At 60.8% G+C, this 22,530-nt stretch carries 19 protein-coding genes; 8 read left to right on the forward strand and 11 right to left on the reverse strand.

Annotation, left to right across the window (positions count from 1 at the left end; all coding sequences use genetic code 11):
* Window positions 1-34 precede the first annotated feature (34 nt).
* A complete protein-coding gene (locus V7116_RS11195) occupies window positions 35-1,981 on the reverse strand; it encodes a hypothetical protein (protein ID WP_324392009.1) in 1,947 nt (648 codons plus the stop codon).
* Between the two features lie 106 nt (window positions 1,982-2,087).
* Window positions 2,088-3,404 carry an LCP family protein gene (locus V7116_RS11200; RefSeq protein ID WP_324392010.1) on the reverse strand — a complete coding sequence of 439 codons (1,317 nt, stop codon included), beginning with the start codon at window positions 3,402-3,404 and terminating at the stop codon, window positions 2,088-2,090.
* Between the two features lie 112 nt (window positions 3,405-3,516).
* On the opposite strand from V7116_RS11200, the gene V7116_RS11205 reads away from it, so the two are divergent.
* Entirely contained in the window at window positions 3,517-4,335 is an 819-nt protein-coding gene (locus V7116_RS11205) for a lipoate--protein ligase family protein (RefSeq protein WP_324392011.1), read from the forward strand.
* Here the strand turns inward: V7116_RS11205 and V7116_RS11210 are convergent.
* On the reverse strand, window positions 4,332-5,213 hold the full coding sequence (locus V7116_RS11210) for a DUF4230 domain-containing protein (RefSeq protein WP_324392012.1): 882 nt from the start codon (window positions 5,211-5,213) through the stop codon (window positions 4,332-4,334). The two genes, V7116_RS11205 and V7116_RS11210, sit on opposite strands and share 4 nt — an antisense overlap.
* 27 nt (window positions 5,214-5,240) lie before the next feature.
* The gene (locus V7116_RS11215) at window positions 5,241-7,061 is read right to left on the reverse strand and encodes an elongator complex protein 3 (RefSeq protein WP_324392013.1); all 1,821 of its coding nucleotides are present in this window, start codon (window positions 7,059-7,061) and stop codon (window positions 5,241-5,243) included.
* A 47-nt stretch (window positions 7,062-7,108) separates the two neighbouring features.
* On the opposite strand from V7116_RS11215, the gene V7116_RS11220 reads away from it, so the two are divergent.
* From V7116_RS11220 to V7116_RS11230, 3 genes are all read left to right on the forward strand, one after another.
* Window positions 7,109-7,819, forward strand: coding sequence for a class I SAM-dependent methyltransferase (locus V7116_RS11220; RefSeq protein WP_324392014.1), 711 nt, complete (start codon window positions 7,109-7,111; stop codon window positions 7,817-7,819).
* A complete protein-coding gene (gene mutY / locus V7116_RS11225; RefSeq protein WP_324392015.1) occupies window positions 7,812-8,924 on the forward strand; it encodes an A/G-specific adenine glycosylase in 1,113 nt (370 codons plus the stop codon). Before V7116_RS11220 ends, mutY begins: the two co-directional genes overlap by 8 nt.
* Before the next feature lie 199 nt (window positions 8,925-9,123).
* Window positions 9,124-9,981, forward strand: a complete 858-nt coding sequence (locus V7116_RS11230) for an SAM-dependent methyltransferase (protein ID WP_324392016.1) — start codon at window positions 9,124-9,126, stop codon at window positions 9,979-9,981.
* 64 nt (window positions 9,982-10,045) lie between these two features.
* On the opposite strand, the gene V7116_RS11235 is transcribed toward V7116_RS11230, so the two are convergent.
* Complete coding sequence (locus V7116_RS11235) at window positions 10,046-10,864, reverse strand: cyclase family protein (protein ID WP_324392017.1); 819 nt, start codon at window positions 10,862-10,864, stop codon at window positions 10,046-10,048.
* A gap of 179 nt (window positions 10,865-11,043) precedes the next feature.
* Here V7116_RS11235 and V7116_RS11240 point away from each other — a divergent pair, with 179 nt between their 5' ends.
* Window positions 11,044-11,664: a sulfite oxidase-like oxidoreductase gene (locus V7116_RS11240; RefSeq protein WP_324392018.1), complete on the forward strand. Its 621-nt coding sequence runs from the start codon at window positions 11,044-11,046 to the stop codon at window positions 11,662-11,664.
* A 407-nt stretch (window positions 11,665-12,071) separates the two neighbouring features.
* On the opposite strand, the gene V7116_RS11245 is transcribed toward V7116_RS11240, so the two are convergent.
* Both V7116_RS11245 and proB read right to left on the reverse strand, forming a co-directional pair.
* Complete coding sequence (locus V7116_RS11245) at window positions 12,072-13,328, reverse strand: glutamate-5-semialdehyde dehydrogenase (RefSeq protein WP_324392019.1); 1,257 nt, start codon at window positions 13,326-13,328, stop codon at window positions 12,072-12,074.
* A gap of 14 nt (window positions 13,329-13,342) precedes the next feature.
* The gene (proB, locus tag V7116_RS11250) at window positions 13,343-14,434 is read right to left on the reverse strand and encodes a glutamate 5-kinase (protein ID WP_324392020.1); all 1,092 of its coding nucleotides are present in this window, start codon (window positions 14,432-14,434) and stop codon (window positions 13,343-13,345) included.
* A gap of 421 nt (window positions 14,435-14,855) precedes the next feature.
* On the opposite strand from proB, the gene V7116_RS11255 reads away from it, so the two are divergent.
* A complete protein-coding gene (locus tag V7116_RS11255) occupies window positions 14,856-16,280 on the forward strand; it encodes an NADP oxidoreductase (protein WP_324392021.1) in 1,425 nt (474 codons plus the stop codon).
* A gap of 82 nt (window positions 16,281-16,362) precedes the next feature.
* Here the strand turns inward: V7116_RS11255 and V7116_RS11260 are convergent, their stop codons facing one another.
* From V7116_RS11260 to V7116_RS11275, 4 genes are all read right to left on the reverse strand, one after another.
* Complete coding sequence (locus tag V7116_RS11260; RefSeq protein WP_324392022.1) at window positions 16,363-17,604, reverse strand: molybdopterin molybdotransferase MoeA; 1,242 nt, start codon at window positions 17,602-17,604, stop codon at window positions 16,363-16,365.
* Between the two features lie 124 nt (window positions 17,605-17,728).
* Window positions 17,729-18,430: an FHA domain-containing protein gene (locus V7116_RS11265; protein WP_324392023.1), complete on the reverse strand. Its 702-nt coding sequence runs from the start codon at window positions 18,428-18,430 to the stop codon at window positions 17,729-17,731.
* A 156-nt stretch (window positions 18,431-18,586) separates the two neighbouring features.
* Entirely contained in the window at window positions 18,587-19,780 is a 1,194-nt protein-coding gene (gene rpoD / locus V7116_RS11270; RefSeq protein ID WP_324392024.1) for an RNA polymerase sigma factor RpoD, read from the reverse strand.
* A 54-nt stretch (window positions 19,781-19,834) separates the two neighbouring features.
* Window positions 19,835-20,371 carry a YceD family protein gene (locus V7116_RS11275; protein ID WP_324392025.1) on the reverse strand — a complete coding sequence of 179 codons (537 nt, stop codon included), beginning with the start codon at window positions 20,369-20,371 and terminating at the stop codon, window positions 19,835-19,837.
* 461 nt (window positions 20,372-20,832) lie between these two features.
* Between V7116_RS11275 and rfbD the strand changes: the two genes are divergently transcribed.
* Window positions 20,833-21,693, forward strand: a complete 861-nt coding sequence (gene rfbD / locus V7116_RS11280; RefSeq protein ID WP_324392026.1) for a dTDP-4-dehydrorhamnose reductase — start codon at window positions 20,833-20,835, stop codon at window positions 21,691-21,693.
* A partial coding sequence (locus V7116_RS11285) for a glycosyltransferase family 2 protein (protein WP_324392027.1) occupies window positions 21,690-22,530 on the forward strand: 841 nt, incomplete at its 3' end. The genes rfbD and V7116_RS11285, both read left to right, overlap by 4 nt.

Below are 22,530 nucleotides of genomic sequence, written 5' to 3' on the forward strand. Positions count from 1 at the left end.
CGGCGGCGCTGTTGATCCTGAGTGTTTTCCTAGCTTAGTGTGCGCCCGGCAGATGATGATCGCCGTCGAACAACTGCACTCCGCCGTTGGGCAGGCTTACCGGCAGCGACAGCGCTTCCTCACCCATTCCGACTGCATCCGTGCCCCACAGTGGTGTCATGGGGATATGCGCCACCGGCAGCACCACCTGACCGCCCGCGTGTGAATTCATGCTCGAATTGGCAACGGCCACCAGCGACGCGCCGTTTTTCTGCCGCGCCACGACAATTAAGTTCGGATCGGTGCCACGTCCCAACCGGAATGTGCTGGGATCGGGATCGCTCAACAGATCCGCGTACTGAGCGCGAAGCTGCAGCGCATAGCGCACGGAACCAACGAGGTTATGCGGGCGGGTCCAGTCAAATGCCGCCGCGTTGAACAGGGGCAATTCGTCGCTAGGATTCGCCTTGATCATGTCGTTGCTGAAGCCCAGTCCCGTATTAACCGCCCGCGCCTCCATGAGCTCGAAACCGCTGTGGACGAACGGAATGCCGGGCACAAGAATGCTCATCATCAGAGCATAGTGCGCGTATTCAAGCGGATAGGCGCGGCTGTAGGCGCGCGGCGTATTGTGATTTTCGGGCGTGGCAAAAAACGGCAGCGGCAAGCGCTCGGTCGCCATGCGATTCAGCAAATTGCGCAGCGCCCCCGGCTCATGCAAATCGAGCAGCATGTAGCCGACGACCGCGTTATACCCTTCCGCTGCCGTCGCGCCATCAATACTGTAGTTCTCGTCCCAGAACGCGAAATCCGGGTTAATTCGCCGCGCGGAACCGACTATGCGCGCCTTGAGCGCAGAAGGCAGCGCGTGCCCCATGTCGATCAGCACGCCGTCAATGCCAAAGCTTTCCTGGTAGTGCGGAATCACGCCCGCGATGGCATCCCACAGCGGCGTTACGGCGTTTTCCGCCTGAGCAAGGCGATCGTCGTACTGGCGCAGTGTGTTGTAGGCAATGTAGTTGAAATCGGGATGGTCATACATCCGCAGATACGTGACGTCGGTCCAGGGCGGCTGGTTGTCGTCCGGCGGCCAGTCGCAAAACGCGCCCGGCACACGCACGCGCGTTCCATCTTCCAACTCACCGATCCACTGCCCATGCTCGAAGCTCACGCGATCCGGGCTGGGCGGCGGCGTAAACATCCCGCGATAGGTTTTCGACGGTGCGGGCAGCGCCGACCGGTTCCCGCGCGCGACCTGATCTTTGATCCGGCCCAGATCCGCGCCGGAAAAGATCGGACACCCGTACGCCGACGAACTGCTGCTGCCCGGCTTACGGTCGGGAACATCCGCCCTGATCCAGTAAAACCAGTCGGGATGCTCGCCAATCCAATCCGCGTCGCGGGATGCGGTACGCAGCACAAACTCCATCACGACGCGCAGCCCAAGGTGATGCGCAGCTTCCACCAGTCCGGCGAACAGCACTTCCACATCCAGACCGAGCGCGGGTTCGGCCAAGCGCTCGTCCAGGCGGTAAGCGTTGCGGATGGCATAGGGCGAGCCGAGCGTGCCTTTTTTACCGAACTCCCCCACCGCGTTAACGGGCAGCAAATGGATGGTGTTGACGTTCAGGCTTTTGAGGTAAGGCAGCAGCGCGATCGTCTTCAGCAGGGTGCCGGTATCGCGCCAGCCATCAGGCGATGGCTCGATCGAAAGCGTCCCGTCGTGGCCGTGATCATACGCCGCCGTGAGGCGCGGCAGCAGGTTATAAACGATGGCGCGGCGCGTCCATTCGCCGCCGCCAGTCCCCTCGACCAACGGCTGCGGCTCCGTTTCGAGGATTGAGCGCAGCACGTCCGCATAAAACTCGTACGGGTTAACCGCACGGGCGTCGGGGATTTGGAAATCGACCCAGAGGCCGGGGACATAATATGGGGCTGAAAGATCTTTTCGAGCATTTCGCAGGGTATCGATGATGGATTGCAGCGCAGGCATGAACGGCACGATCTCCTACAGCATTACGAGAGATGAACATACTCCGAACGGACAAAAAACACGCGGCCAAGCCGCGTGCGGGTGACACAGCTATGATACGGACGGGTCCAACGGGTCAGTTGGTGCGGTTATAATCGGCCCCGAACACCTCGACCATCAGACCACCGATCTTTTCACGATTCGGGACCAACACGGCCTGTCCGTTATAGTCCCACGACACCACATATTCCCAGCCCAGCACGCCCCGTGTGAAGTTTTCGGACGGGATGTCTTTGAGATACCACGCAAGCTGAAGCATCTGGTCGAGCGACAGCCCCGTATCAACCCCCTCGTTGAACTGCGACCACAGCGTTGGCGCCTTGATCGCCAACTCGGGGATCATGTTCAGGTTGATCACGCGGTCGCGGATGGCGTAGATCACGTCCTGCTGACGGCGCTGCCGGTCGATGTCATCCGAGCTGTGGCGGCTGCGGGCGTACTTCAGCGCGGTTTCGCCATCCAGATGATGCCAACCCGCCGTGATCGAAAACGGATCGTAGCCGTAGTTCATGTCGGGGTATTCAGGATCGTAAATTGGCGTCTCGACGTACACATCGATCCCGCCGATTTCGTCGATCAACCCGATGAAGGCGTTGAAATCGACCACCAGAAACTCATTAACCGGAATGCCGAGGTTATACTGCACGGTCTGCATGGCGAGGCGCGGCCCACCACCCGGTCCTTCGAGCTCGCCGTCACTGTAAGCGGTGTTGATGCGGTTCGGTGCGAAGCCGGGGATATCTACGAAGAGGTCACGCGGGATGCCCAACATACCCACGTGTTTCGTGGCCGGGTCCAGGCTGACCAGGATCATGGTGTCGGTGCGGAAGCTCTGGCCCATCTCGCTCGGGCGGCGGTCCATGCCCATCACCAACACGGTGAAGCGCTCCTCACCATCCCAAGGGACGATCACCATGCTCTGGCCGTCGCCCAGCATACCGCCAACCGGCGTGCCGCCGTCCATCTCCATAATTCCACCCGGCCCAAACAGCACCGAGGTCGGCTCGGGCGGGGCGGCGCTGGTCGCCACGGTTCGATCGCCGGTGCGGGTCGCCTGGATCAAAAAAAAGATCGACATGCTCATCACAACCGTCACGCCCAGCAGCGCGGCGGCAATGATCACCCACGCCCAGTCATCCGGCGCACCCAGTTCGCGGCGAATGCGGCGGCGGCGCACGCGATCGCGCGCCGGGCGGCGCTGACCGCTGTAGTCCGGGCTGGCCGCTGGGCGCTCAATCGTGCGTCCCGGACGCGACGGGTTATAGCCAGGATACCCGTGCCAGTGGTCGCCATCAGGAGATTTTCCACGTATGTCGGGCGGAGGAACTTGCCCGTTTGATCCCGCAGGCTGAACCGGATCGGTATGCGGCTGGGTGGAAGTCGGATCGGTCATTTAGTCTACACTGCTCCGGCGAACGACATGGGTATTCTAACCCTAAACGACCGAAGCCTCAATGCGCTATAATCCTGCTCCAGTCCTACGACCATCCTACAGGAGAAAATCCATGAGCAGTACCCCGTGGCGGCTCCTGGTTACCGGAGCCAGCGATGGTCCAACGAATATGGCGATCGACCATGCAATTATGGAAGCGGTCGCTGAAGGCCGCGTGCCCCCGACACTCCGCTTTTACGCCTGGGAACCCGCGTGTCTGACGCTGGGGTTCACGCAACCGATAGCGGACGTCGATCGCGCGCGCCTGAAAAGCTGCGGCTGGGACGTCGTACGGCGCATTACCGGCGGACGTGCGATTCTGCACACCGACGAACTGACCTACAGCGTGACGGTGAAGGACGACAATCCCGTGGTCGCGGGCGACATCGTGCAAAGCTATCGCTACCTGAGTAAAGCGCTGCGCCACGGCCTTGAGCGGCTTGGGGCCGCTGTCGAAGCAGAACGCCGCCTTGCAGGTGTGCAGAAAAGCAAAGGCCCGGTCTGTTTTGAAGTGCCCAGCCACTACGAAATCACCGCCGGAGGCAAAAAACTGATCGGCAGCGCGCAGGTGCGCAGGCTTGGCATCGTGCTTCAGCACGGCTCGATCCCGCTGACCGGCGATATTTCGCGTATCTGCGAGGTACTGAGCTTCGAATCCGAGGAGGCGCGGGGCCGCTCCCGCGAGCACGTCCATCGCCGGGCGACGACGATCGAAGAAGTGCTGGGACACGTCATCACCTGGGATGACGCTGTGGAGATCTTTACCGCCAGTTTTGCGGACACGTTCGACCTGACGCTGATCCCCGGCGACCTCACGCCCGGGGAACAGACGCGGGCCGCCGCGATCCGCGAAGAACAGTATGCCGCCGAAACGTGGAACGCCCGTCTTTAACTGCCCGGCATACAACTGTCATCCGGCGGCAGTGTGTCCGTGCTGCGATTGAACGTGATCTCCGTAATGCCGAGATTTTTCATCAGATCCGAGATCGCGCTTTCGGCGGACGCAATAGCCAGGCCGGTAACGTCCTGCTCCTGCGCCGTGTCCAGTAGATCGCTCATGGCGCGATTGTAAGCCGTCTGCTGCAGGGTTTCATAGGTGTCGCTGCAGTTCGCCATGCCCAGCACGTTCGTCCCACACGTATTTTCGAGGATTTCCGGATCGCGCAAATAGCACCCAGTGATCTGCGCGGGCGGCAAATTGATCGTTACGCGCTCCGGCCCTTCTACGATCACGTCGCCATCTTCGATTAGCGACAGGTCCACACCCGCCGTGACGCGCCCGCTGTACTGCACGCGCAGCCTCGCGTCGCGCAGCACGAACGTTTTCTCCTGCACGACCGTTTCGTCCACCAGGATATCCGCACGCGTCGTTTCGATCACCGCCAGCTCTTGAATCCCCAGCACGACCACGCGCGCATCGACCACTTCCGGCGTGCTGTTGCCCCGGTCGATCCCAACCATTTCCAACAAGTTGTCAACCGGATCGTCGAAGAAGTCCGTGACTTCGTTCGTAAAAGCCAGTGCGATTGCGCCAAACACCAGCACGATCACCAGCAGCGAGATCCCAACAAACGTACCGCACGAGGGCCAGATGCTACGCTGCTCAATATACTGGATCGGAGGCTCCGGCTCTGGCCGCCGCTTACGCCGCCGGGGCCGCTGATCCGGCAGGCCGATCTCGTGCGCTTCCCCGTCTACGACCGCGGGACGGCGTTCTTCCGGATCTTCAGCGCCCTCCACGGGGCGAATGCCATCATCTGGTGTGCTCAACAGGTGTCATCCTTCGTTGCGTCGCCGTCACAGTGCGCGGAATTGATACAATGCACCGTCTACGAAGCCGCGCTTTCGATAGTATTCACGGGTGCCCACGGCGGAAATCACCGCCAGCCGCCCGTAGCCCTGCCCCGCCGCGATCTCAGCCGCGCGGTCGAGCAGGCGCGTGCCCAGCCCGGCGTGCTGCGCTTTGCCGGGAGATTCCTGGCCCGGAATCAGGGATTGGCCGTACACGTGCACCTCGCGAATCATCGCCGCGCCGCCCAGCTCGTCCACAAGCGGCGGCTCCGATGGCAGCGACAGGCGCAGAAACGCAGCGATGCGGCGATCCCCGGTCACAAACTGTAGAAACACTTCCTCGCCTGCCGAAGTTACGTACCGCTGCTCGTCCAAATAGAGATCTTCTGAAGCAACAGCCTGCCCACGAATCTCCCGTCCCCGAATGTCCATGCTGCGCTCGCCGAGCCGCTCCAACTCCTGTTCGACAATCTGCCGGAAGTTCGTCGTCATGTCGCCCGCCACGATATCCGTCGAGGGAATATCGCGCACAACGCGCGTCAGGCGGCAGTATTCGGGCGTGCGCCGGAAGCACTCGACCAGCACATGCAGCAGATCATCGTGCGTGTACGGCTGCCACGAGCCGTCCCGGTAGCGCTGCATCAACTCCGCGCTTTCGATCAGCGAGCACGGGTACACTTTCAGCTCGTCGGGCCGGAAGTCCGGTTCGGCAAACATGCGCGTATAGTCGGTGATGTCCGCTTCGGGAGACGAGCCGTACAGGTTCGGCATCCAATGGGCGTGAATCTTGAAACCCGCCTGTCGCAGCAGCCTAACCGCCCGCCGAGTCGCCGCGACCGTGTGGCCGCGCTTGTTGAGCCGTAACACGTCGTCGCTCAGGCTTTGGAAGCCGATCTGTACCTTCGTCGCGCCCAGCCGCCGGATGCGGATCACTTCCTCGGCGCTGATATGATCGGGGCGTGTCTCGACCACCAGCCCTACACAGCGGCAGCGTGCGCGCTCGTTTTCAACGTGCGCCGCTTCGAGTTCGGCCCACGTCGCATATTCATCAACCGGGCTGCGATCCCGTTCGCCGCGCCCAATCGCCCGCGCCTGTTCCCGCGAACGGCGCATTTCCGCGTCGTAGATGTGCTGCACGGTCTGGTTATACGTGCGGGTCAGGTCGATGCCGTCGAGCGTCACCGCCGCCGTGTTACGGTCGGGGTGAAGCTGGGACGCCTCCAACAGCGCGGCGCGCACCTCGCCCGAGCGGTCGATGCCTTTGCCAAAGTCGTGCAACGCGTCGAAAATGCGCCTGACGAACCAGATCTGGTACGTTTCCGGGTAAAATGACCACGTTCCGCCCAGGATGATCATCTCGATCTTGCCGGTAGGGTGGCCCGTATTGCGCAGCGCCGTCAGGCGTGACATGGTTTGCAGGTACGGATCGAACGCGTTTTGCTCCGCGCGCTGAGCGCCCGGTTCGTTTGAGAGGTAACTCTTGGGCATCCGCACGTCGTTGGGGCAAAATAGGCATTCGCCCGGGCACGGGAACGGCTTCGTGAGCACGGTGACCGGCGTCACGCCCGACATGGTCCGCACCGGCTTAAGCCGCAGCCGCGCCAGCACTTCAGGATCGAACGGCGGCAGGCCATCCGTCCCGGCGAACACGCGATACGCCCGGATCAGATCGTCGTTGGCGAACAGGCCGCGCCCGTCTTTCGGATGCTGTTTGAGTACGCGGGCCAACTGCGTGCGCGACAGCGCAGGCGCAGCGATCACGTCGCGCAAAATGGCGACGAGCGGCTCGCGGTAGGCTTCGAGATCGAGCGTGGACTTGTGTCCCATACACATCCTTACGGTACAGCTTACAGTTCAATGGTATCAGAACCGGAATGGACGAACCAACCGCGCGGCGGCTGAATGACCTGAACCGCCAATTTTACCAGATTACCGCGCCGGAATTCGACGCTTCCCGCGCCGATCCGTGGCCTGGCTGGGAACGCCTGCTGCCCTATTTGCACGCGCCGCTGCTTTCCGTGCTGGATGTCGGCTGCGGCAACGGGCGCCTGGGAACTTTCCTCGCGGGCCGTTTACAATCAGGTATACGTTATCATGGCCTGGACAGTTCCGCGGCTTTGCTGGATCGCGCACGATCCGCGCTAGGCGGAATCGAGGTCCGGCTCGACGTGTGGGATCTGCTGGACGATCCGCTACCGCCCGGTCCTTACGACCTGATCGCGCTGTTCGGCGTGCTGCACCACGTTCCCGGCGCGGATCGCCGCCGCGCGCTGGTGGCCGATCTCGCGGCGCGGGTCGCCCCCGGCGGAGTCTTGGCCTTCGCCGCGTGGCGCTTTTACGACTTCGAGCGCTTCCGCGCGCGGATCGTGCCGTGGCCGGAGGGTTTCACGGTCGAGTCGGGCGACTATGTGCTCGACTGGCGACGCGGCGCGCCCGCCCTTCGCTACTGCCATCATATCGATGACGCCGAGCATGCCAGCCTGATCGCCGCCACCGGGCTGGCAGAACTGGAAACCTTTTACGCCGACGGGCGCACGAACGACATGAATCGTTATTCCATCCTCAAGCGAGCACCTCATGCCTGAACCCACCATTGATATCACCGCCCTGAACCGCGACCTGATCGCGTGGTTTGCCGCGCACCGCGCCGATCTGCCCTGGCGGCGGGACCGCGATCCGTATCTCGTCTGGCTGTCGGAGATCATGCTCCAGCAGACGCAGGTTACCACCGTGATCCCGTACTTCGAGCGCTTCGTGGCGCGCTTCCCCACGGTCAACGCGCTGGCCGCCGCCCCGCTGGACGACGTACTCAAGCTGTGGGAGGGCCTGGGCTATTACAGCCGCGCGCGCAATCTGCACAAGGCTGCGCAGGTCGTCGCGCAGGAGAAGGGTGGACAGTTCCCGGCAACAGTCGAAGGGTTGCTGGCCCTGCCCGGTATCGGACGCTACACGGCGGGCGCAATCGCAAGCCTCGCGTTTGGGGCCGACGCGCCCGTGCTCGACGGCAACGTGATCCGCGTACTGGCGCGCGTGTTCGACATCGAGCAGGACGTACGCGAAACAGCGGTCGTCAAAGACCTCTGGGCGCTGGCGGAACGTCTCGTCCCGGCGGGCGAAGCGGGGCCGTGGAACGAAGGGCTGATGGAACTGGGCCGCGTCGTCTGCACGCCCAAATCGCCTGACTGCCTGCACTGCCCCATCGCAGCCTACTGCGCGGCCAATGCCCTGGGTATTCAGGATCAGCGTCCGGTCAAAGCGCCCCGCGTCCGCACACCGCATTACGACGTGACCGCCGCCGTCATCACGCGCGACGATGGGCAGGTGCTCATCGCGCAGCGCCCGGTGGACAAAATGCTCGGCGGTTTGTGGGAATTTCCCGGCGGCAAGCGCGAACCGGGCGAATCACTGCAAGACTGCCTGCGCCGCGAAATCCGCGAGGAGTTGGGAATTGAGATCGCAGTCGGGGCGCAGATCGGCACGGTGCAGCACGGTTACACGCACTTCCGCATCACCCTTTACGCCTTCCGCTGCGCGTTGATCGACGGTACGCCGCAGCCGATCCAGTGCGCCGCCTGGACATGGGCCGCGCTCGATGACCTCGAACGTTTCGCGTTCCCGGTCACGGACCAGAAAATCATCGCCATGCTGCGCGACGGCGGCGGGCAGATCGGCATGGATCTCGGGCTATAGCCTCAAACGGCGCTTGCAATCCTGCCGGAATTTGGTATGTTTGTAATATCGTTCACAAGTTGGAGCGCGTTTCTGTCCCGATTGATAAGGTCCTAAAGCCTTCCCACCTGCTGAGAAGCTCAAAACGCTGCCGGGGTTGTTGGTTATGCCCTGGGTATGGGTTGTTGCGTCTCGTTTTCTCTTGCACTGGGGATCAATCATGACAGAAACACATGCGCTGAACTTTGAAACGCTGCACCGCCTCGGCCAACAGCCGCCGCTCTACGAACCGGGTAATCCGATCTTCTGGGATGATCCGCATATCTCACAGCACCTGCTCGAAGCCCATCTGGACCCCGACACAGCAGCGGCCAGCCGTCGCCCCGAGGTCATTGACGCAACTATCGACTGGTTGTTGAGCTACCTGTCGTTGGAACCGGGCGCGGCGTGGCTGGATCTGGGCTGTGGTCCGGGTCTATACACGTCCCGGTTGGCGCAGCGCGGATTGAACGTCACGGGGATCGACTTTTCGCAGCGCTCGCTCGCGTACGCCCGCGAAACGGCGGCACAGCAGGGTCTTTCAGTGACGTACCGGCGCGAAAATTACCTCGCACTTGAAGACACCGCCCAGTACGACGCCGTATCGCTGATCTACGGCGATTTCTGCCCGCTGCCGCCTGAGGACCGTGCTACACTGCTCGATCGTGTTCATCGCGCCTTGAAACCCGGCGGGCGCTTTGTCTTCGACCTCTCGACGCCGCGCCATCACGAACTGTACGGTCTGAAATCCAATTGGTATTCCGCGCCGAAGGGTGGATTCTGGAAGCCAGGGCCCCATTTTGTGCTGGAACGCGGTTTCCCCTGCCCTGACGATATTTATCTTGACCAATACGTGATTTTGGAACCGGGGCAAGAAGTGACTATCTATCGCTTCTGGTTCCAGGACTACGGACCGGAGCGTATCGCAGCAGAACTGGCGGATCATGGTTTTGAGATGGTCGCCCATTGGGGTGACTTGGCCGGAACTCTGTACACTGCCGAGAGTGAATGGCTGGGTGTTGTAGCTCAGCGGAATTGACTATACGAAGTGTAACAGCAAAGGAGGCGCTGGTGGCAGCGCCCCACTGACTAGCTCGGTTCCCTTACCCGGCAGACGGCACAAAGGCCAGCACCCGCGCCGGGCTGCCAGAACCACCCACGATCGGCCAGCCGCCTACGACCAGGGTCGCACCGGTCGGCGGCATCTGGTCCAGCCCGGCAAGGCACTCGAGGATCATGCCGTCCGCGTCGTACATGGCGAAGCTCGCGCCATATTCCTCATCGTTGCCGGGATCGGCTCCGTGCGTATCCGTTCCCAGCCCTACAATGCCGCGTTCCGCGATCAGATATTCGACGGTATCCGCGCCGAAGCCCGGCCAGTGCAGCACCTCATCCGCATCAAGCCCCAAAAACGCCTGCGTGTCACCCCACTTTTCCTGCCATCCCGTGTAGATGATCACCACGCTGCCTTCGGGGATCAGACCGTTCTCGGCTTCCCACGCGGTGATGTCGTCCACTGAGACGCGGTAATCGGCATCCGCCGCGCCCTGCTCGCGCACGTCGACCACCACCGCAGGCACAACCAGTTCGTCCGCCGGGATCATCTCCGCGCTGCGTGCACCCTCGATGAACGTATTCGGCGTGCCCCAGTGCGTCGCGCTGTGCTCGCCGATCGAAATGCGGTTGATGAAATAGTCATCTTCCGCATAAGTTGCCCACGGCTCGATCTCCACTTCAGGATCGCCCGGCCACAGCGGGATATCCATCGAAATCGGATGCGTCAGATCGATGACGGTCCAATCCTTGAGCGACTGCGGCAGCGGGGCCGCCTGAGCAGAAGGCGCGGAGGTTCGTGACGCGAGGAAACCGAACGCTGCTCCTGCCGTCAGTACGAGCGCAAGGCCCACCGTGATGCGTTTCATGGTTCGTCTCCTTAAACTAGGCTAATTGCTTCGTGATCTGATAGTACCTGTCTTTCGTCAGGTGTAAATTGGCTGAAGTACCGAAGTCCGTTGAAAATAGTATTGCTCCGCCCTCGTGCGATGTGGTATACCTTCCACGCATACCGAGTGTTGGCCGCATAATGCCGCGAGGGAGCCCCATGCTAGACGACTACGTACATCGCCGCCAGGAAGAAAAACGGGTTAAATCGGAAGGCCGTTTGCCGCCCAACCAATCGTTGACGCTGAAATTCCCGGTGCTTCACTATGGCCCGGTCCCGCCCTTCGACCCCGCCACCTGGGATCTGAAAGTCTTCGGTGAAGTCGAGCAAGAGATGAGCTGGGACTGGAACGCCTTCAAGCAGATCCCTACCGCTCAGGTACACACCGATATCCACTGTGTCACCGGTTGGAGCAAGTTCGACACGGTATGGGAAGGCCCGCTCTTCCGCGACTTCGTGCAGCTTTTTGGCGTAAAGCCCGCAGCACAGTACGTCATCGCGCACTGTGAATTTGGCTTCACCACCAACCTGCCGCTGGACGTCATGCTGGAAGATGACGTTCTGCTGGCCTGGAAGTTCAATGGTGACTATCTGGAGCCCGATCACGGTTACCCGGTGCGGACCTTTGTGCCACAGCGGTATTTTTGGAAAAGCGCCAAATGGCTGCGCAAGCTGGAATTCAGCGCGACGGATAAACCGGGCTTCTGGGAACAGGCCGGATATCACAATGACGGCGACCCGTGGAAAGAGGAGCGCTACCAGCGCCGTGGCCGCTTTTAGGCAGATTCGCACTGATTGCACGTTACGCGCCGGGACACGACCCGGCGCTTTTTTAGACCACGATGATCTCAATTCCTGTCTTCGCGCGAATATCCGACGCCACCTCGCTTTGCAGGAATTCGAGCGTCGTCAGGCTGTTATCGGCGGAGCTGCCCAGGATGATCAGGGATCGCCGGACCCTTTTGCGGCTCGATCAACCCGATACGAAATTGCGCCGCTGCGCACCATCGTGGACGCTTCCACGCCCGCTTTTTGCGCGAGAACTATCTCTTCGTCACATCTCCTTCACATGAACTTGACGTGGTCTACAAGGGTGTCAACAAGCAGCGCAACCAACGGGGGAAAATAAAAAGCGAGCCGCTAGACATGTTAGGCAGCGGCTCGCAGATTATGGCAAAACCAGATTCTCAGGCGCGAACGTGCCCATCGCCCTCAACGATCCACTTGTAGCTGGTGAGTTCCTCAAGGCCCATCGGGCCGCGTGCATGCAGCTTCTGGGTGCTGACTGCGATCTCCGCGCCCAGACCGAACTGACTGCCATCCGTGAACCGCGTCGATGCGTTGGCGTACACTGCCGCAGAATCGACCTCGCTCAAGAAACGCTCGATCGCCGTCGGGTCGGTGGACAGAATACCGTCCGAGTGATCGGTGCTGTGCTCGTTGATGTGCTCCAGAGCTTCATCCAGCCCTGACACAACATGCACACCCAGGATCAGGGACAGCCATTCCGTGTCCCAGTCGCCAGGGCCCGCTGGCTCGACATTGGGCTTACCGTCAGCAAACTTAGCCGCTTCTTCATCGACCTTGAAGCATACGTTGGCCTGCGCCAGCCGGTCGATCACGCGCGGCACCAAATCCGCGGCGATGTCACGCTGCACGAGTATGGTATCGAGCGCGTTGCACACCGACGGACGTTGGACTTTCGCGTTGTAGATGACTTCCACCGCTTTGTTCAGGTCAGCAGTGCGATCGACGTAAAGGTGGCAGATCCCGATGCCGCCTGTGATCACCGGAACGGTGCTGTTTTCGCGGCAAAACTTATGCAGCGTCGCGCCGCCGCGCGGGATGATCATGTCCACATACTCGTCCAGCCGCAGCAGATCACGCACATACTGCCGGTCCGAGTCACGGATAAGCTGCACGACGAAAGGCGGAAAGTCGATGGCGTCCAACGTCTCCTCAATAATATCCGCCAGCGCGACGTTACTGCGCAGCGTCTCAGATCCGCCGCGCAGGATCACCGCGTTGCTCGTCTTCAGGGCCAGCGCAACCACGTCCACCGTGACATTAGGCCGCGCCTCATAGATCACACCCAGCACGCCGAGCGGCACACGGCGGCGGCGAATGCGCAGCCCGTTTTCCAGCACCCGCGCATCGAATTCCACCCCGACCGGATCGGGCAGGGTCGCCACGTGGCGCATATCGGCGGCAATGCTCGGCAACCGTCCCACCAGGCTCAGCCGGTCGAGCATAGCGGCGGAAAGCCCATTCGTGCGGGCGTCGTCCAGATCCAGGGCGTTCGCCTGAAGGATCCTTTCGCTGTGCGTCTCCAGAGCATCCGCAATCGTGTAGAGTGCGGCATTCTTCTGTGCGGTCGTGAAGCGCCGTAGGTTAAGCGCCGCGGTTTTTGCCTGTTCGCCGATAAGCTGCATATCCACTGCCATGCCGCCCTCCTCCTTTACACGAGCACCATATTGTCACGATGGATAGCTTCGTCACCGTAAGTGTAGCCTAGAATCTCGACGATATCCTGCGATCGATGGCCACGCAGCCGCCGAAGCTCCGCGCTGCTGTAGTTCACCAGTCCATGCGCCAGCGATTGTCCCTCGCTGTCCTCGACCATGACCACAGCCCCGCGCTCGAACTCGTGTATGACGCTGCGAATCCCGACCGGCAGCAGGCTGGCTCCGCGCAGCCGGATCATATCCGACGCGCCTGCGTCCACCGTCACCCGTCCCTGGGGACGCTCGGCCAACAGCCAGCGTTTGCGCCCCTCGATGTGCTCCTGCTGCGGCACGAACGTCGTACCCAGCGACTCCCCATGCACGATGCGAAGCAGCGCGTCCGGCGTCCGTCCATTGGCGATCACGGTGCGCGTCCCGGCGCGGGTTGCCAGCCGCGCCGCCTGGATCTTGGTCACCATGCCGCCCACGCCCAGCCCGGAGACGCTCGCGCCTGCCAACGCAAACAAATCCTCATCGATCGTACGCACTTCCGCGATCAACGACGCACGCGGATCGCTGCGAGGATCGTGATCGTACAGCCCGTCCTGGTCGGTAAGCATGATAAGCTGGTCGGCATGCAGCAGCCCGGCGATCTGCGCCGACAGATTATCGTTATCGCCTACTTTGATTTCCTCGACCGCGACCGTATCGTTCTCGTTGATAATAGGCACAATACCATAGTCGAGCAGCGTATTCAACGTATCGCGCGCGTTGAGGTAGCGCGTCCGGTGCGACAGATCCGCATGGGTCAGCAGCACCTGCCCGATTTCTACATCGTACAACCGGAACAGCAGCCTGTACACTTCGATCAGGTAGCCCTGCCCTACCGCGCTCAACATTTGCTTGGCGGGCAGATGGTTAGGCAGTTGGGGGTATCCCAGCAGCTCGCGCCCCGCCGCCATAGCGCCGGACGACACCACCACGATGCGACAGCCTTCTTTGCGCAGCGTCGCCACCTGCCGGACGATTTCAACCATATGGGGGCGTGAAAGCCGCGACGTCCCGCCCGTCAGCGTGCTTGTGCCCAGCTTGACAATCACTGACATTTCACGACCGTTCGTTCCCATACGCTCCTACCCACAACACAGAAATAAGGGATAAGCATACCCAACGGGACCCGCTTCAGGTTTGGGCGATCTGCACGGCAAACGACCGGCGAACATCGGTTAGCATTCTATGGGTCGATCGTGGTACGATTTAGATAGATTTTTGAATATCATATCAACTAAACCGCGTGGGGAAAATCATCCGCCAGGATACAGCACGGCAAAGCGTTTTTCGCTCGGCTCGCCCTGGCCCAGTGAAAGAATCGTGTGTATTCTACCTGTTTTCTCTCTCAGGACCGAAAATCCGGAGCAGTCGCATCCGAGCGGCGAGTGACAGCATCTAACCTATAGTGCTGCACCGAGGTCGTCCGTGCCCGTGCTTCGCCAGACTGTTATGGTAGCCGAGGAGACGTAGCCAATCATGACCAATCAGCCGGGTACTTCCGCCAATCCGCTCCGGGTCGCCATTATTGGATCGGGCCCATCCGGTTTCTACTTGGCCGAACAGCTCTTTAAGCAGCCTGACCTCCTTGTCGAGATCGACATGTTCGACCGTTTGCCGACTCCCTTCGGGCTGGTGCGCGGCGGGGTCGCGCCCGATCATCCCAAAATCAAGACGGTTACCCGCGCCTACGACCGCATCGCGTCATCGCCCAACTTCCGGTTTTATGGCAACGTGACCATCGGCGAAGACCTCTCGCATACTGACCTGTTGAATCATTATCACGCCGTCGTATACGCAGTCGGCGCGCAGACCGATCGCAAACTGGGTATTCCCGGCGAAGATCTACCGGGCAGCCACGCCGCGACCGATTTCGTCGGCTGGTACAACGGGCATCCCGACTACACCAGCCGCCGCTTCGATCTGTCGGCGGAAAGCGCCGCGGTCATCGGCAACGGCAACGTCGCGATGGATGTCGTCCGCATCCTGGCGCGCACGCCCGACGAACTGTGCGCCACCGACATGGCTGATTACGCCATCGAAGCCCTGCGGCGCAGCCGCGTCAAGACGATTTACGTCCTGGGGCGGCGCGGCCCGGCGCAGGCCGCCTTCACCAACCCGGAACTGAAGGAACTCGAAGAACTGGCCGCCGCACAGGTACACATCGACCCCGCCGAACTGAACCTCGACCCGTTCAGCCAGGAGTATGTCGCGTCGGGAGCGGATCGCAGCGCCGAGCGCAACCTGGAGATCCTGCACCACTACGCCGAGAATCCTGTCACCGGCCAGCCGAAAACAATCGTGCTGCGTTTCCTCGTATCTCCGGTGGAGATCCTGGGTACGAACCACGTCGAGGCGATCCGTGTTGTGAAGAACGAGCTGTATCGCGCGGACGACGGCAGCTTGCGGTCCCGGCCCACCGGCACGTTTGAAACGATCCCGGTCGGTCTCGTATTCCGATCGATCGGCTATAAGGGGGTCGCGCTGCCAGGTGTGCCCTTCGATGCGGCGCACGGCGTCATTCCGAACGTACGCGGGCACGTCGTGGATGCGGCGGGCAAAACGCAGCCCGGGGAATACGTCGTCGGCTGGATCAAACGCGGCCCAAGCGGAATCATCGGAACCAACAAGCCCGACGCGCAGGAAACGGCGCAGGAACTTATCGCGGATCTCGCCAGCGGTTCGCTGGCGCATCCGACCTCGCCATCCCGCGCGAGCATCGAGAGTTTGCTCAGCGATCGCGGCGTCCAGTTCGTTACATATCAGGATTGGCAGATTCTCGACCGACTGGAGCAGGAACGCGGTCAGCGTGTAGGCCGTCCGCGCGTGAAATTCTGCCGCATCGAGGAAATGCTCGCAGCGCTGGCCGAAACCAAACACCAGACGGAGATGGTCGGCAAATAAACGACCGGCAGAATCAAACTGCAATCAAAAACGGGGGCGATGCTGGAATACATCGCCCCCGTTTTTGTACAAAGACATTCGTTCACGCGCGCAGCAAACGCACCGAAAGCTCGGTGCCTGCCGCAACGTGTTTGACACCCGCGGGCACAATCAGCAAGCCGTCCGCCACCACCATCGACAGCAGCGCACCGGAGCTTTGCGTGCCTGTCGTCTCCGCGATCAAAGCTCCATCCTGCTCGCGCAGTGTCACGCGCATATACGTCTCGCGGCCATCAAATTCCATCTCCTCGTTCACGATCACCTTCGCCACCGGCACGGTAATCGGACGCCCTGCCTGCTTGAGAAGCGCCGGGCGCACAAACAGGTCGAACGTAACCATAGTCGAGACGGGGTTCCCCGGCAGGCCAAAAAACGGCACACCGCGCACGTGACCGTAGGCCAGGGGTTTGCCGGGGCGCAAATTGACCCGCCACAGCGATAGCTCGCCCAGTTCTTCGATCACCGTGCGCACGAGGTCGTGCGCGCCCACCGAAACGCCCGCCGTACTGATGATCAAGTCGGGCTGCGCGGTAAGCGCTTCCACGAAGCGCTCGCGCACCGCGTCAAGCTGGTCGCCCGCGATCGGCAGCCGGATCGGCACGCCGCCAAGCTGCTCGACTAACCCCGCGACAACGTAGCTGTTGCTGTTACGGATCTGTCCAGGTCCAAGCGGCTGGCCCATATCGACCAGCTCATCGCCGGTCGCAATGATCGCCACGCGCGGCTGACGAACCACTCGCACGTGAGTGTGCCCCAGCGACACCAGCACGCCCATATCCTGCGGGCGCAGCACCGTTCCGGCGTGCAGCACCACCTGCCCCGCGCGCATATCTTCGCCCGCCTCGCGGACGTTATCGCCGGTGGAGGTCGAATGCAAAATACCAACAGACGCCATCACAGACGCCGTGTCGTCCCGCGTCCAGGTCGCGTCGGTCAGTTCCACCTGGACCACTGCGTCCGCACCGGGCGGCAGCGGCGCGCCGGTCATGATCCGTGCCGTTTCGCCTGCGCCGATCGTGCGATCCGAGACACGCCCCGCCGCGATGTCGTCCACGACGGCCAGCCGCACCGGGTGTTCCCACGACGCACCTGCGAGATCAGCTGAGCGCACCGCATAGCCATCCATGCTGGAATTGGCAAAGGGCGGGATATTCTCCTCTGCGATCACATCCTCAGCCAACACGCGCCCCAGCGCATCCACAAGCCCGATTTCCTCAGAAGGAAGTGCTCTGATCCGGCTCAGCACGCGCTGCACGGCATCATCGACGCTCATCAACTCTGACACGGCTCAAATCCCTTCTGCGTCAATTTACCACACGCCGTCATTATAACAGAGCCATGGGATCAAAGAATCAAAAACCGCCCATCAGTTGGGCGGTTAAAAAATCCACAGAACTCGTTTCGCAGGGTTATTCGCACGCCCCGGCCTTTACGCCGAGATTGAACGTGTCCGAAATCACCGGGATATCACCCCACAGGCACTGCGAATCGATCACGATTACGCCGATCACCGAGGTCACGATGCACAACACCAGGAAGCATCCACAGCCCAGGATAAGCCAGCGGCTGAGTCCACTGCTTTCGTAACCCTCGTCCTGGTAATCATATTCGTACCCGCCAGGGACTGGCTGCGCGGTATAAGCCTGCTGCTGCTGCCCATAGCCCCCTGGTTGGGGATATTCCTGCGGCTGCTGCGGCGGCTGCTGAACGTATCCTACCGCCGGGGCGGGCGCGTAATCGACATTCTGCTGTGAAGGGCTCACCATCGTCGAAGCACGGCGCGGATCGGCGTAAGCCGCAGGCGAAATCGCCTCATACGCCAGGGTCACGGTTTCACCCATGCCCACCATATCGCCGTTTGCCAGAGGGCGTGCCCCAGTAAGCCGCTGACCGTTGACGAATGTACCGTTGGTCGAACCCAAATCCTCAAGCGTATAGCCCGCACCGGTTTGCGTCAGACGGGCATGGTGACGGCTGACTTCGGGATCGTTAATCACGATATCGTTCGTGATGTCGCGGCCTATGGTGATGATACCCTTATTCAGCTCATATACTTGGTTGGGTTGCGGACCGCGCCGGACGATCAGGCGGAAGCTACCGTTACCTTGCATGGACACTGCCTCCTCACGCGGGAAGTGGCGGGATAGATGAACGCGACGGTTCGGAGTATACGGGGATTAGAGAGGAATGTCAACCGGACATAGGCGCAAAAACGCCACTGCAAGAGTGGCGTTAGGTGAGCGTGGGTGAGACGGTGAGCGCGCGTATTACGTGAAATCGCGCAACTGACGCGACCGGCGCGGGTGGCGCAGACGCCGTAGCGCTTTGCCTTCGATCTGGCGGATACGCTCGCGCGTTAAGCCGAATTTCTGACCGACTTCTTCAAGCGTGTAACTGCGTCCATTTTGAAGTCCGAAACGCAGTGCCAAAATACGCGCTTCACGAGCCGTCAGCGTGCCAAGCACCTCTTCGACCTTCTCGTGCAGCAGGTTCTGGTACGCGCTCTGGGTGGGCGTCGGCGTGGTCAGGTCCTCGATGAAGCTGCCAAGCTCGCTATCCTCTTCTTCGCCCACCGGACGTTCCAGGCTCATCGGACGCCAGCTTACCTTCAACATCCACTGAACCTTGCGCGGCTCCAGGTCCATGCGCTCCGCGATTTCTTCGGGCGTGGGCTTGCGGCCCATTTCCTGTTCCAACTGGCGCGCCGTTTTGTACAGGCGGCGAATGCGGTCGGACATATGCACCGGCACGCGGATGGTGCGGCCCTGGTCCGCGATGGCACGGGTGATCGTCTGGCGAATCCACCACGTTGCATAGGTGCTGAAGCGATAGCCGCGCGTGTAATCAAATTTCTCGACGGCTTTCATCAGGCCGAGATTGCCTTCCTGGATCAGATCGAGGAAGTGAACCCCCCGCCCCATATATTTCTTTGCGATGCTGACAACAAGGCGTGTGTTGGCTTTGATGAGGTGGTCGCGCGCCAGCTTGCCATCTTCGATGAGCGCTTCCAACGCAGCGGTCATCTCCGGCGAAGCGCTGCCATCCAACCGCATCAGTTCGGCGCGGGCGTTGTTCCCGGATTCGAGACGCTTCGCCAGATCAACTTCTTCTTCGGTGGTCAGCAAGGGAACGCGCGCCATTTCTTTGAGGTACAGCCCAACCGTATCGTCTGACGAGACGCCGCTGAGGTCAAATGCCTCGTCGTCATCATCGTCCAGGTCGGCACTGTCGAGGTCTTGCGCGCCTGTTTCGCCGGGCTTATCTCCAAAAACTTCCACGCCCGCGGCATTTAGCCAGGAGAAGATGTCGTCCAGGTGCTCCATCGCGTCATCCGCGTCAGGAACCGCCTCAAGAACGTCATCCGTGGTTAAAAATCCTTGATTTTCAGCTTTTTCAAGTAAGGTTGCCAGAAAAACGAGATGTGACTCATGCTTACCTGTACCGTCGCGTTCGTCATCCACTGTAGAATCCCCCTCTTAATTCTACAAACAGCCTACATCAAGCCTTCAACCAAGTCAATGCGAGTCGTCGTCCTTCAAGGCACGCAGCGCTTCGAGTCGAGGATCGATTTCGTCCTGATCGCAGTCGCAAGAGCCTTCATTTAAGTTCTGGCCACACACCGGGCATAACCCCGCACAGTCGGGACGGCAGACGATTAACATGGGCGTCGCAAGGATCGTCTCTTCGCGCAGCAGAGGCGCAAGATCGAGGATACCCGTATCGTCCACGGAATATTCCATGTCAAGATCGGGCGGATAAGCAAACAATTCTTCCAGTTCAACATGTACCGGAACTTGGGTCGGCGTCAGGCAGCGCGAGCACTCTGCATCGAAACTCACTTCGAGGTCCGCCTGAAGGAGAATCCCGCGCGAGTTGCGACTGAAACGCAGCGTGCCGCGCAGGTAATCGAGATCCAGATCCTCATCCACCCGGGTTCGCGGCAGATCCAGTTCAATGTCTTTCTGGTGACCCGCCCCTTGTACGAGGAGGAAGCCGACATTGAACTTCAGAACCCGACGGTTAAGAAAAGATTGATGCTGAGCAGTAGTCACGGCAGCTTACTTTCTAAGTGGACGATAGGTGAAGCCTTGAACAAGACACTCTATTTCGAGCACAAAGTGAGTAAATTACGCCTATATTTCTTTTCTGACCACTTAAACAATTATAGTGAGGCTGATATTGAGTGTCAAGATATGCGCTAATTTATGAATTAATACACAAGCTATTTCTTTCAATTATATCTGTTTTATTCAGTATCAACACTTCTCGCGTTTGGGCATCTCCATTTGTTTTTCGCACAATTGTTTACGATCTCAAAATCAATTATATCTGCATTTTTTGTTCTTGTAACTAGCAGCTTGCACAATTTTCATTTTTGCCCCATTTTCCGGCTTCGCGTCAGCCTCACGCCGAGTAATCACCCGTATTCGCGTTTTACGCTCGGAACTTCTTTGGCTATAATCCGCCTCTCTTAATCTTGTGACTAGAATTCAATCCAGCGGGCACAGCACCTATGCGAATTTTTATCACCGGGGCCCAAGGCACTCTGGGGCAAGCACTCACGGCGGCATTAGAATCACAACATGAAGTTGTCGGGCGAGATATCGACGCACTGGATGTCACGGACACACACAGCGTCAACACCTGGATCGGAGAGGGTCGGCCCGATCTGGTCATCCACTGCGCGGCAATGACTGCCGTGGATTACTGCGCTGAGCATCCCGACGAGGCGCTCACCGTCAACGGCTACGGCACGCAGGCGGTCGCGCTGGCCTGCCAGGCCTCTGACGCCGCCCTGCTCTACGTCAGCACCAACGAAGTCTTCGACGGCCTCACCGACCGCCAGTATCTCGAATACGACGCCCCCGCCCCGGCCAATCCCTACGCATACAGCAAGTGGGTTGGCGAGCAGATGGTGCGCGATCTCGTGCGCAAACACACCATCGTGCGCACGTCGTGGCTGTTCGCGCATGGCGGCAAGAATTTCGTGCAGACGATTCTGCGGCTGGCGCGGCAAAACGTTCCGCTGCGCGTCGTCACCAATGAAGTGAGCAGCCCGACCTATACCACGGATCTCGCTGCCGCGATCGCTGCGCTGATCGAAACGCGACAGTATGGCATTTACCACCTCGTCAACGAAGGGTACACGTCGCGCTACGGCTTCGCGCGCACGATCCTGGATCTGGCCGGGTACGTCGACACGCCCATCGAGCCGATCGCGCTGGCCGAATATCAGCGCCCCTCGCGCCCGCCACAGTACGCGATGCTGCGCAATTTCGCCGCCGCGCGGTTAGGCATTACGCTGCGGCCCTGGCAGGACGCGCTGGCTGCGTTCCTTGAGGTCGAAAACGCCAAGCACGAGCAGGCCGGATGAACCAGGAACCCGTTCCACAGCGCCTGTCCGTGGTGATCCCCAACTGGAACGGCGCGCGTCACCTGCCGGTTTGCCTGGACGCGCTGCGTGCCCAGACACACCCGGATATCGAAGTCATCGTCGCGGACAACGCCTCGACGGACGGATCGCAGGCGCTGCTCGCTGAGCGCTATCCAGAGGTGCGTCTCGTCGCCATGCCCACCAACCGGGGTTTCACCGGCGCGTGCAACGCAGGTATGCAGGCTGCCACAGGCGAGTTTGTCGCCTTGCTGAACAACGACACCGAAGTCGATCCCGGTTGGGCGGCAGCGGTCGTCAGCGCGTTCGCGCGGCATCCCGAAGCTGGATCGGTTGCCTCGAAGATGCTGCTGTTTAACGATCGCCACCGTTTCCACACCGCTGGCGACCAGTACCTCGTCAACGGACGCCTCGCCAACCGGGGCGTGTGGGAAGAAGACACCGGCCAGTACGACCGCGAGGAGTACGTGTTTAGCGCGTGCGGCGGATCGTCCGCCTACCGCCGCAGCATGTTGGACGAGATCGGCCTGCTCGACGATGACTTCTTCTTCTCGTGCGAAGACATGGATCTCGGCTGGCGGGCGCAGCTGGCAGGCTACCGCTGCATTTATGCGCCCGACGCGGTCGTGTACCACCACCTCGCCGCGACGGGCGGCGGCGTCACGGCCAGTTTTTACGATGGTCGTAACGCGATCTGGATTCTGATCAAAGATTATCCGCGCGCGCTGTGGCGCAAGCACTGGCGCGCGATCCTGCACGCCCAGGCGGGTCTCGCCTGGGAAGCGCTGCGCGCATGGCGCGGCGCGGCGGCGCGCGCCA

The sequence above is a fragment of the Aggregatilinea sp. genome, assembly GCF_036822615.1.
Taxonomy (GTDB): domain Bacteria; phylum Chloroflexota; class Anaerolineae; order Aggregatilineales; family Aggregatilineaceae; genus Aggregatilinea.

What these genes read in the sequence shown, in the direction of transcription:
- rfbD (WP_324392026.1), top strand. Translation starts at nt 20,833, where the DNA reads ATGCGAATTTTTATCACCGGGGCCCAAGGCACTCTGGGGCAAGCACTC.
- proB (WP_324392020.1), bottom strand. Translation starts at nt 14,434, where the DNA reads ATGTCAGTGATTGTCAAGCTGGGCACAAGCACGCTGACGGGCGGGACG.
- V7116_RS11265 (WP_324392023.1), bottom strand. Translation starts at nt 18,430, where the DNA reads ATGCAAGGTAACGGTAGCTTCCGCCTGATCGTCCGGCGCGGTCCGCAA.
- V7116_RS11215 (WP_324392013.1), bottom strand. Translation starts at nt 7,061, where the DNA reads ATGGGACACAAGTCCACGCTCGATCTCGAAGCCTACCGCGAGCCGCTC.
- V7116_RS11240 (WP_324392018.1), top strand. Translation starts at nt 11,044, where the DNA reads ATGCTAGACGACTACGTACATCGCCGCCAGGAAGAAAAACGGGTTAAA.
- V7116_RS11205 (WP_324392011.1), top strand. Translation starts at nt 3,517, where the DNA reads ATGAGCAGTACCCCGTGGCGGCTCCTGGTTACCGGAGCCAGCGATGGT.
- mutY (WP_324392015.1), top strand. Translation starts at nt 7,812, where the DNA reads ATGCCTGAACCCACCATTGATATCACCGCCCTGAACCGCGACCTGATC.
- V7116_RS11200 (WP_324392010.1), bottom strand. Translation starts at nt 3,404, where the DNA reads ATGACCGATCCGACTTCCACCCAGCCGCATACCGATCCGGTTCAGCCT.
- V7116_RS11255 (WP_324392021.1), top strand. Translation starts at nt 14,856, where the DNA reads ATGACCAATCAGCCGGGTACTTCCGCCAATCCGCTCCGGGTCGCCATT.
- V7116_RS11230 (WP_324392016.1), top strand. Translation starts at nt 9,124, where the DNA reads ATGACAGAAACACATGCGCTGAACTTTGAAACGCTGCACCGCCTCGGC.
- V7116_RS11235 (WP_324392017.1), bottom strand. Translation starts at nt 10,864, where the DNA reads ATGAAACGCATCACGGTGGGCCTTGCGCTCGTACTGACGGCAGGAGCA.
- V7116_RS11245 (WP_324392019.1), bottom strand. Translation starts at nt 13,328, where the DNA reads ATGGCAGTGGATATGCAGCTTATCGGCGAACAGGCAAAAACCGCGGCG.
- V7116_RS11220 (WP_324392014.1), top strand. Translation starts at nt 7,109, where the DNA reads ATGGACGAACCAACCGCGCGGCGGCTGAATGACCTGAACCGCCAATTT.